The organism is Corallococcus exercitus (assembly GCF_003611585.1).
GTDB classification, from domain to species: domain Bacteria; phylum Myxococcota; class Myxococcia; order Myxococcales; family Myxococcaceae; genus Corallococcus; species Corallococcus exercitus.
Window position 1 is genome coordinate 1 of sequence record NZ_RAVW01000462.1, and the last position, 7,266, is coordinate 7,266.

General features: G+C 72.9%; 5 protein-coding genes and 1 pseudogene. 2 read left to right on the forward strand and 4 right to left on the reverse strand.

Going from position 1 to position 7,266, the window contains the following annotated elements; translation table 11 throughout:
- Together D7W79_RS35765 and D7W79_RS35770 are read left to right on the forward strand one after the other, a co-directional pair.
- Positions 1–1,681 (forward strand): DUF6311 domain-containing protein (locus D7W79_RS35765; RefSeq protein ID WP_338078839.1); only part of this gene is annotated, 1,681 nt, incomplete at its 5' end.
- A gap of 113 nt (positions 1,682–1,794) precedes the next feature.
- Positions 1,795–2,562 carry a VOC family protein gene (locus D7W79_RS35770; protein WP_158617139.1) on the forward strand — a complete coding sequence of 256 codons (768 nt, stop codon included), beginning with the start codon at positions 1,795–1,797 and terminating at the stop codon, positions 2,560–2,562.
- 9 nt (positions 2,563–2,571) lie between these two features.
- On the opposite strand, the gene larC is transcribed toward D7W79_RS35770, so the two are convergent.
- The 4 genes and pseudogenes from larC to D7W79_RS35790 all read right to left on the reverse strand — a co-directional run.
- Complete coding sequence (larC, locus tag D7W79_RS35775; protein WP_120529788.1) at positions 2,572–3,738, reverse strand: nickel pincer cofactor biosynthesis protein LarC; 1,167 nt, start codon at positions 3,736–3,738, stop codon at positions 2,572–2,574.
- A 6-nt stretch (positions 3,739–3,744) separates the two neighbouring features.
- Positions 3,745–4,497 (reverse strand): nickel pincer cofactor biosynthesis protein LarB, encoded by a 753-nt coding sequence (gene larB / locus D7W79_RS35780; protein WP_120529789.1) that lies wholly within the window; start codon positions 4,495–4,497, stop codon positions 3,745–3,747.
- A gap of 55 nt (positions 4,498–4,552) precedes the next feature.
- Complete coding sequence (locus D7W79_RS35785) at positions 4,553–5,143, reverse strand: chemotaxis protein CheC (protein ID WP_120529790.1); 591 nt, start codon at positions 5,141–5,143, stop codon at positions 4,553–4,555.
- A pseudogene (locus D7W79_RS35790) lies at positions 5,140–7,266 on the reverse strand (chemotaxis protein CheW); the annotation flags it as partial. The gene D7W79_RS35785 and the pseudogene D7W79_RS35790, both read right to left, overlap by 4 nt.

Consider the following 7,266-nt stretch of genomic DNA (forward strand, 5'->3'; position numbering starts at 1 on the left):
CTCCCTGAGTCCCCCGCCCCCTGCCTTCTCCCACCGGACCCTCACCGTGGCGCGAGCGCTGGCGGTGCTCGGCGGGCTGGGCTGGTTCCTGTGGCTGGGCGGCGGGCCGGTGCTGCCGCCCACGCGCATCGACTGGATGATGCGCGAGGACTGGGCCGCGCACATCTTCGGCTGGCTCTTCTTCCGCAACGCGGACTGGATGCTGCCCCTGGGCTCGGCGCCCAACCACTTCTACCCGTACGGCTCGTCGGTGGCGCTCACGGACGGCAACCCGTGGCTGGCGGTGCTGTTCAAGCCCCTCTCGCCGCTGCTGCCCGTGGACTTCCAGTACACCGGGCCGTGGCTGGCCCTGTGCTACGCGCTGATGGGCTACTTCGGCGCGCGGCTGGTGGAGACGGTGTCCCCGCGCCCGGTGCCCATGGTGCTGGGCGGAACACTGCTGGCGCTGTCGCCGGTGATGGCGGCGCGCTTCAGCCACCCCACGCTGTGCGCGCACTGGCTGCTGCTGGCCCTGCTGTGGCTCAACCTGCGCGACGTCCCGGACGCGCGCACCGCGGCGCGGAGCCTGGGCCTGGCGGCCCTCTTCAACGCCATCGCGGCGGGCACCCATCCGTACTGGGTGGCCATGCTGATGCCGCTGACGCTGACGCTCGGGGTGCGGCTCGGCTGGAGCCGGAAACTCGGCCCCGGACGCGTCGCGACCCTGTGCGCGGGCATCGCGCTGCTGGACGTCGTGCTGTTCGCCCTCTTCGGCTACTTCGGCGGCAGCGGGCTGGGCGCGGAGGGCTTCGGGGAGTTCTCCGCGGACCTGGCCACGCTGGTGAACCCGATGGGGTGGTCGCGCGTGTTGCCGGACCTGCCCGCGGCGCCCCGGCAGGGCGAGGGCTTTGGCTACCTGGGCGCGGGAGCGCTGCTGCTCGTCGTGCTCGCCGGGGTGAGCCTGCTGGCGCGCCCGCGGGAAGCGCGCACGCTGGACTGGCGCCGGGTGCTGCCCGCGGCCGTGGTGGTCCTGCTCATGGCCGTGTACGCGCTGTCGTCGCGCGTGACGTGGCTGGGCCAGCCGGTGGCGGAACTGGACGCGCTGTACGCGCCGCTGGCGAAGGTGACGAACGCGTTCCGCGCGTCCGGCCGCTTCGTCTGGCCGCTGCACTCCCTGCTCGTCGTGGGCGCGGTGCTGTTGACGCTGCGCCTGTGGCGCGACGTGCCCGCAGTGGCCGTGGCCGCGCTGACGGTGGCGCTGGCACTTCAGGCGTACGACGTGCGCGAGCAGAAGAGCGCCCTCTTCAAGCCCGTGCGCTTCCAGCGCCTGAAGTCCGCGGACTGGGACGCGCTGAAGGGCTCCTATCAACACCTGGCCCTCTTCCCACCGCATGTGCAGTGGGTGTGCCGCTACGACGAGCCGCTGGTGAACGCGCTGGCGTATCAGGCGTACCGGCTGAAGCTCACGTTCAACAGCGGCTACGCGTCGCGCACGCCGGAGGCGCTGACCGCGGAGTGCCACGCGCCGCTGCCTCCGGGCGGCCTGGACGCGAGCACCGCGTACGTGGTGCTGCCGGAGCACCTGCGTCCCTTCCTCGACGCGGGCGCGCGCTGCGGCGTGGTGGAGGGCCTGCCGGTGTGCGTGGTCGCGGGCAACACGGATGCGTTCGCCCAGGGGCTCGGGCGTCAGCCCATTCGTTGACACGCGGCGGCACTGAAAATCCATTCAGTCCTGCTCCGTTCCGCTGTTACCTTGCAGGTAGCCCCGGTCTGCCACCGGGGCCGCGACTTGCGAGGGGAGCGACGATGCCTGCGATGACGAAGCACGCTGCGGGGACGGTGTCCTGGGTGGACCTGATGGCCTGGGACCTGGCGAAGGCCCAGGACTTCTACGGGGCGCTGTTCGGCTGGACGTTCCAGGAGGGCTCGAAGGAGAACGGCTACTACACGATGGCCTTCAAGGGGGCCCACCCGGTGGCGGCGATGATGCCGCGTCCCAGCGACGCTCCGTTCCCGTCGACGTGGAACACCTACTTCGCCGTGGAGAGCGTGGACCGCTCCGTCGCCCGCCTGAAGGAGCTGGGCGGCAAGGTGATGATGGAGCCCATGGACGTGATGGACGCGGGGCGCATGGCCTTCGGTGCGGACAACACCGGCACGCCCTTCGGCTTCTGGCAGCCGAACCAGTTCGGCGGCGCGGGCCTGGTGAACGAGCCCGGCGCCATGGCCTGGCACGAGGGCAAGACGTACGACGGCGCCAAGGCCGTGGCCTTCTACAAGGACCTCTTCGGCATGACGGCGGACAAGATGCCGGATGAGCGGATGCAGTACTGGGTCCTGAAGAAGGACGGCCGGGAGACGGCCGGCGTGATGCAGCTCGACGACAAGACGTCCGCCAACGTGCCTGCCCACTGGATGACCACCTTCTCCGTGGCCAACACCGACCAGGCCGCGGCCACCGTCACCGCCAAGGGCGGCAAGGTGCTCATGCAGCCGTTCGACTCGCCCTACGGCCGCATCGCCATCGTCGCGGACCCGGGTGGCGCGACCTTCGGCGTCATCTCCCTGGCGCGGCCGGCGTAGGCGGAGACGTCAGGGCGTGAGGGCCGCCATCGCGGCGGCCATCACCTGCTTCACCGGCACCCCGGCCGCACGGGCCAGCCGGACGCAGTCGTCGAACTCCGGGTGCGCGTTGAGCACCCGGCCGTCGCGCAGGCCGCGCTTCACGCGGACCTTGCCCCACGGCGTCTCCACCTCCACGAAGTCGCGCTCCAGCGCGTGGCGCTCCACCCGGTGGTAGCGCACGCCCAGCGACGTGGACTCGCTCAGGAGCACGTCCACCACCGCTTCGCGCAGGCCACCCTCCACCAGCGCGCCCAGCAGGTGCGCCGGCCGGCCCTTCTTCATCACCACCGGGGCCACCCACGCGTCCTTCGCGCCCACCTCCAGCAGCCGCTCCACCAGATGCGCCAGCAGCTGCGGCGTGGCGTCATCCAGGTTCGCCTCCACCACCCACAGCCCTTCCGTGGACTGCGTCTCCACGCGGCCCAGCGACGCGCGCAACACGTTGGGCCGGTCGCGGAAGTCCTTCGTCCCCACGCCGTAGCCCACCTTCTCCACGATGAAGTCCGGAGGGTGGCCAATCTTCGTCAGCACCTTGAGCAGCGCCGCGCCCGTGGGCGTCGTCAGCTCACCCACGCCCTCGAAGCGCACGGGCACGTCGCGCAGCAGCTCCAGCGTCGCGGGCACGGGGATGGGCATCTGGCCGTGCGCCACGCGGATGGTGCCGCTGCCCAGCGGCGGCGGCGCGGCGTGCACCTCCGGGTCGCCCAGCAGCTCCAGCACCACCGCGGCGCCGCAGATGTCCACGATGGAGTCCACCGCGCCCACCTCATGGAAGTGGATGGCGTCGATGGACACGCCGTGCACCTTCGCCTCGGCCTCGCCGATGGCGCGGAACACCGCCAGGGCCCGCGCCTTCGCGCGCTCCGGCAGCGTGGGTGCCGCTTCGATGAGCTGGCGGATGTCCGCGTAGGCGCGGTGCGGATGCGCTTCCTTCGCGTCCAGCACCACGTCCAGGTGCGTGCCGCTGATGGCGTGGCGCACCGCGCGCGACACCGCCAGCTTCCAGCCCGGCACGTTGAGCCCGGACAGGGCCTGCGTCAGCGCGTCCGGCGACACGCCCAGGTCGATGCCCGCCGCCAGGAACATGTCCCCGGCGATGCCGCCCACGGGCTCCAGGTAGAGGATGCGTCGCATGGCGCTCTAGCTCCGGCCCTTCGTGCGGGAGATGAGCGCCGCGTAGAAGCCGCCGCCAAACCCGTTGTCGATGTTCATCGTGGCCACGTTGGAGGCGCACGAGTTCAGCATCGAGAGCAGCGCGGAGATGCCCTTGAGGTTCGCGCCGTAGCCCACCGACGTGGGCACCGCCACCACCGGGATGCCGACCAGGCCGCCCAGCGCGCTCGCCAGCGCTCCCTCCATGCCCGCCACCGCCACGGCGACGTGGCACTCCTGGATCTCCTCGCGCCGGCGCAGGAGCCGGTGGATGCCCGCCACGCCCACGTCGTAGACGCGCCGTACCTCCGCGCCCATGGCCTCCGCGGTGAGCGCGGCCTCCTCCGCCACGGGGAGGTCGCTGGTGCCGCCCGTCACCACCGCGACGCGGCCCGCCTTCACCTTGCCCTGGGGCAGGTGGAAGATGCGCGCCACCGGGTGGTACCGGCCCTTGGGGAAGCGCGCCACCAGGGCCTCCGCCTTCTCCGGCTGGAGGCGCGTCACCAGCACCGTCTGCTTGCGCTCCACGAGCGCGCCCACGATGCCCAGGACCTGCTCCACCGTCTTGGGCTCGCCCAGCACCACTTCCGGGAAGCCGAACCGCAGGTTGCGGTGCGTGTCCACCGTCGCGTAGCCCAGCTCCGCGTAGGGCAGGTCCTTCAGCTTGCCCACCGCGTCGTCCAGGCTGACCTTGCCCGTCTTCACCTGGCCCAGCAGGGCCCTGAGCGCCTTCTCGTCCATGGCGTCCGTCTACCCCAGCCGCCCCCGGTCCTCCAGGCGGACGACAGGGGGTGGACTACAGGCCCAGCCGGGACAGCAGCGCCTGGGCGCTCCCGCGCTCCAGCACCAGCAGCATCTGGCCGCCCAGGTTCGTGGGGCCCGTGGCGGAGAAGCGCGCCGCCAGCACCACGCCCGGCCCCGGCTCCACGTCGCCCAGCACGCCCGCCAGCACGGGCCGCACGGGGCCCCGCTGGAGGTGGGGGACGGAGGGCAGCAGCCGCCAGCCCGTCAGCCTCCCGATGGCGGACAGGCACGCGCTGGCCAGGATGTTCGCGGCCTCCGCCAGGGCGCTCTCGCGCTCCTCGGGGGACGCGGGGTGGCCTCGCAGGAGCGCGGACTCCAGCGCCTCCGCGTCCACGGACGGCAGCGTGAGCACCAGCGCACCGCGCAGCTCGCCCGTCATGCCCAGGCGTACGGCGACGGCCGGGACGTCGTCCACGAAGAGGGCCGGACCGTGGGCGGCGTCCGTGACGCGCACGTCGGGGACGGACAGGTCCACGCGGCCACCCACCAGCCGGGCCAGGGCGTTGGCGCCGTGTCCACAGCCGATGTTGGCCACCTCGCGCAGGGCGTCGAGCTGCGCGTCACTGGGCAGGGGGGGGCTCACGCGGTCAGTAACCTCGGGACGTCCAGGATGAACACGGGACGGCCGCTGCCCAGGATGGTCACGCCGGACAATCCCGGCAGCAAGTCCAGGGGACGGGACAAGGGTTTGAGTACGACTTCCTCCTGCCCCAGGAGGCGATCCACCGCCAGCGCCACCTTGCCGGTGCCGGCGTCGCCCTCCATCACCACGAAGGGCCGGAAGCCCGGCTTCGGCGCCGCGGGCACGCCCAGCAGCACCTCCAGGGCGTGCACCGGCAACAGGCCGTTGCCGTGGGGCAGCAGCGCCGTCTCCCGGCTCTTGCTCAGGGCCTGCGGATCCGCCTCCGTGGCGCCCACCACCTTGGCGATGGGCAGGCCGAAGACCTCCTCGCCCACCTCCACCAGCAGCAGGTGCACCACGGCGACGGTGAGCGGCAGGCGCAGCGTGAAGACGGTGCCCCGGCCGCGCTCGCTGTCGATTTCGAGCGTGCCGCCCACGCTCTCCACCACGCGCTTCACCGCGTCCATGCCCACGCCGCGGCCGGAGATGTCGGTGATGTCCTTGGCGGTGGAGACGCCCGGCAGGCATGACAGGAGGAACGCGTCCCGGTCCGCCATGCGCTGGGCGGCGTCCTCGGTGATGAGGCCGCGCTTGAGGGCCGCGGCCTTGAGCTTCGCGGGGTCCATGCCCCGGCCGTCGTCCTCGATGTCGATGATGACGCGGTCGCGGGCGCGGCGCACCGTGACCGTGACCCGGCCGCGCGGGGACTTCTTCGCGGCCAGCCGCTCCTCCGGCGACTCCAGGCCGTGGTCGATGCAGTTGCGCAAGAGGTGCAGCAGCGGATCCGCCAGCTCGTCGAGGATGGCGCGGTCCAGTTCGATTTCAGCGCCGGTGATGACCAGCTCCACCTCGCGCTCCTTGCGGCGGGCGAGGTCGCGCGCGGCGCGGGGCAGCCGGTCGGTGATGAGCGACAGCGGCGTCATGCGCGCGCTCATGACCTTGTCGTGCAGGTCCTTCACCAGCGTGTGCAGCCGGTAGACGCCCTCCTCCAGCGCGGGGCGGGTGTTCTCCGGCAGCACCTTGCCCACTTCGCGCAGGCGCGCGGTGGCGAGCATCAGCTCCCCCACCGTGTCGAGGAAGTAGTCGAGCAGCTCCGTGCGCACGCGCACCGTGCGCGAGCCCGCGTCCGCGGTGGCGCCCCGCGCTGCGTCCGACGCGGGCGCGGCGACGGGGAGCGCGGGCGGCTCCGGGACGGTGGGGGCGACGGAGACGACCTCCACCTCGGCCACGTTGCGCAGGGCCGTCTGGATGCCGGCCTCGCCGACGCCGGTCTCCACGTCCACCTGGATGTAGCCGTCGGGAATGCGGCCCGCCTTGAGCTCCTCCAGGGGCGGCCGCAGGTCCACGAGCGTGCCCAGGGTGGACAGCCGCTTGTGCACGAGGAACGCGCGCACGCCGGGCACCTGGCAGGTGGGGGAGATGCGCAGCCGCACGGACCAGCGGGGCGCGGCAGGCTTGCCGTCGGCGACGTTGGCGACGGCCTTGAGCCCCGTGGCGAGCGTGCCGGAGGCGGTGGGGTCTGCCTCCGGCACCGCCGCCAGGGACCGCGCGATAGGGGCACCGTACAGGGACTCCGGGCCGCTCAGGTCGCGCGGCGGCATCAGGGTGGCCGGCGGCATCACCGACACGGCGGAGGGCACCGTCGCGGAGGAAGCACCTGCCCCAGCGCCCAGCCCCATCGCCCCCGGCACCGCGTCACCTCCGGGCGTTCCCGAGCCCGAGGCACCAGCTCCCGAGGCACCGGCTGAACCACCCGGAGCGCCCGGGCCCGACGTACCAGCTCCCGAGGCTCCCGAGCCCGACGCCGAAGCTCCCGAGCCTGACGCACCAGCTCAGGCTCCCGAGCCTGACGCACCCGCTCCCGAGGCTCCCGACGCGGAGGCTCCCGAGCCCGAGGCACCAGCTCCCGAGGCTCCCGAAGCCGAAGCTCCCGAGCCCGACGCACCCACTCCCGAGGCTCCCGACGCGGAAGTCCCCGCGCCCGACGTACCGGCTCCCGAGGCACCGGCCGCGCCGCCCGGACTGCCCGCGCCCGGCGCCGGCCCGGCGGAACCTCCCGGCGTCCCCGAACCCGAGGCCCCCTC

Bases quoted from the DNA above. Each gene is read 5' to 3' on its own strand.
- D7W79_RS35770 (WP_158617139.1), top strand. From the start codon at position 1,795: ATGACGAAGCACGCTGCGGGGACGGTGTCCTGGGTGGACCTGATGGCC.
- larC (WP_120529788.1), bottom strand. From the start codon at position 3,738: ATGCGACGCATCCTCTACCTGGAGCCCGTGGGCGGCATCGCCGGGGAC.
- larB (WP_120529789.1), bottom strand. From the start codon at position 4,497: ATGGACGAGAAGGCGCTCAGGGCCCTGCTGGGCCAGGTGAAGACGGGC.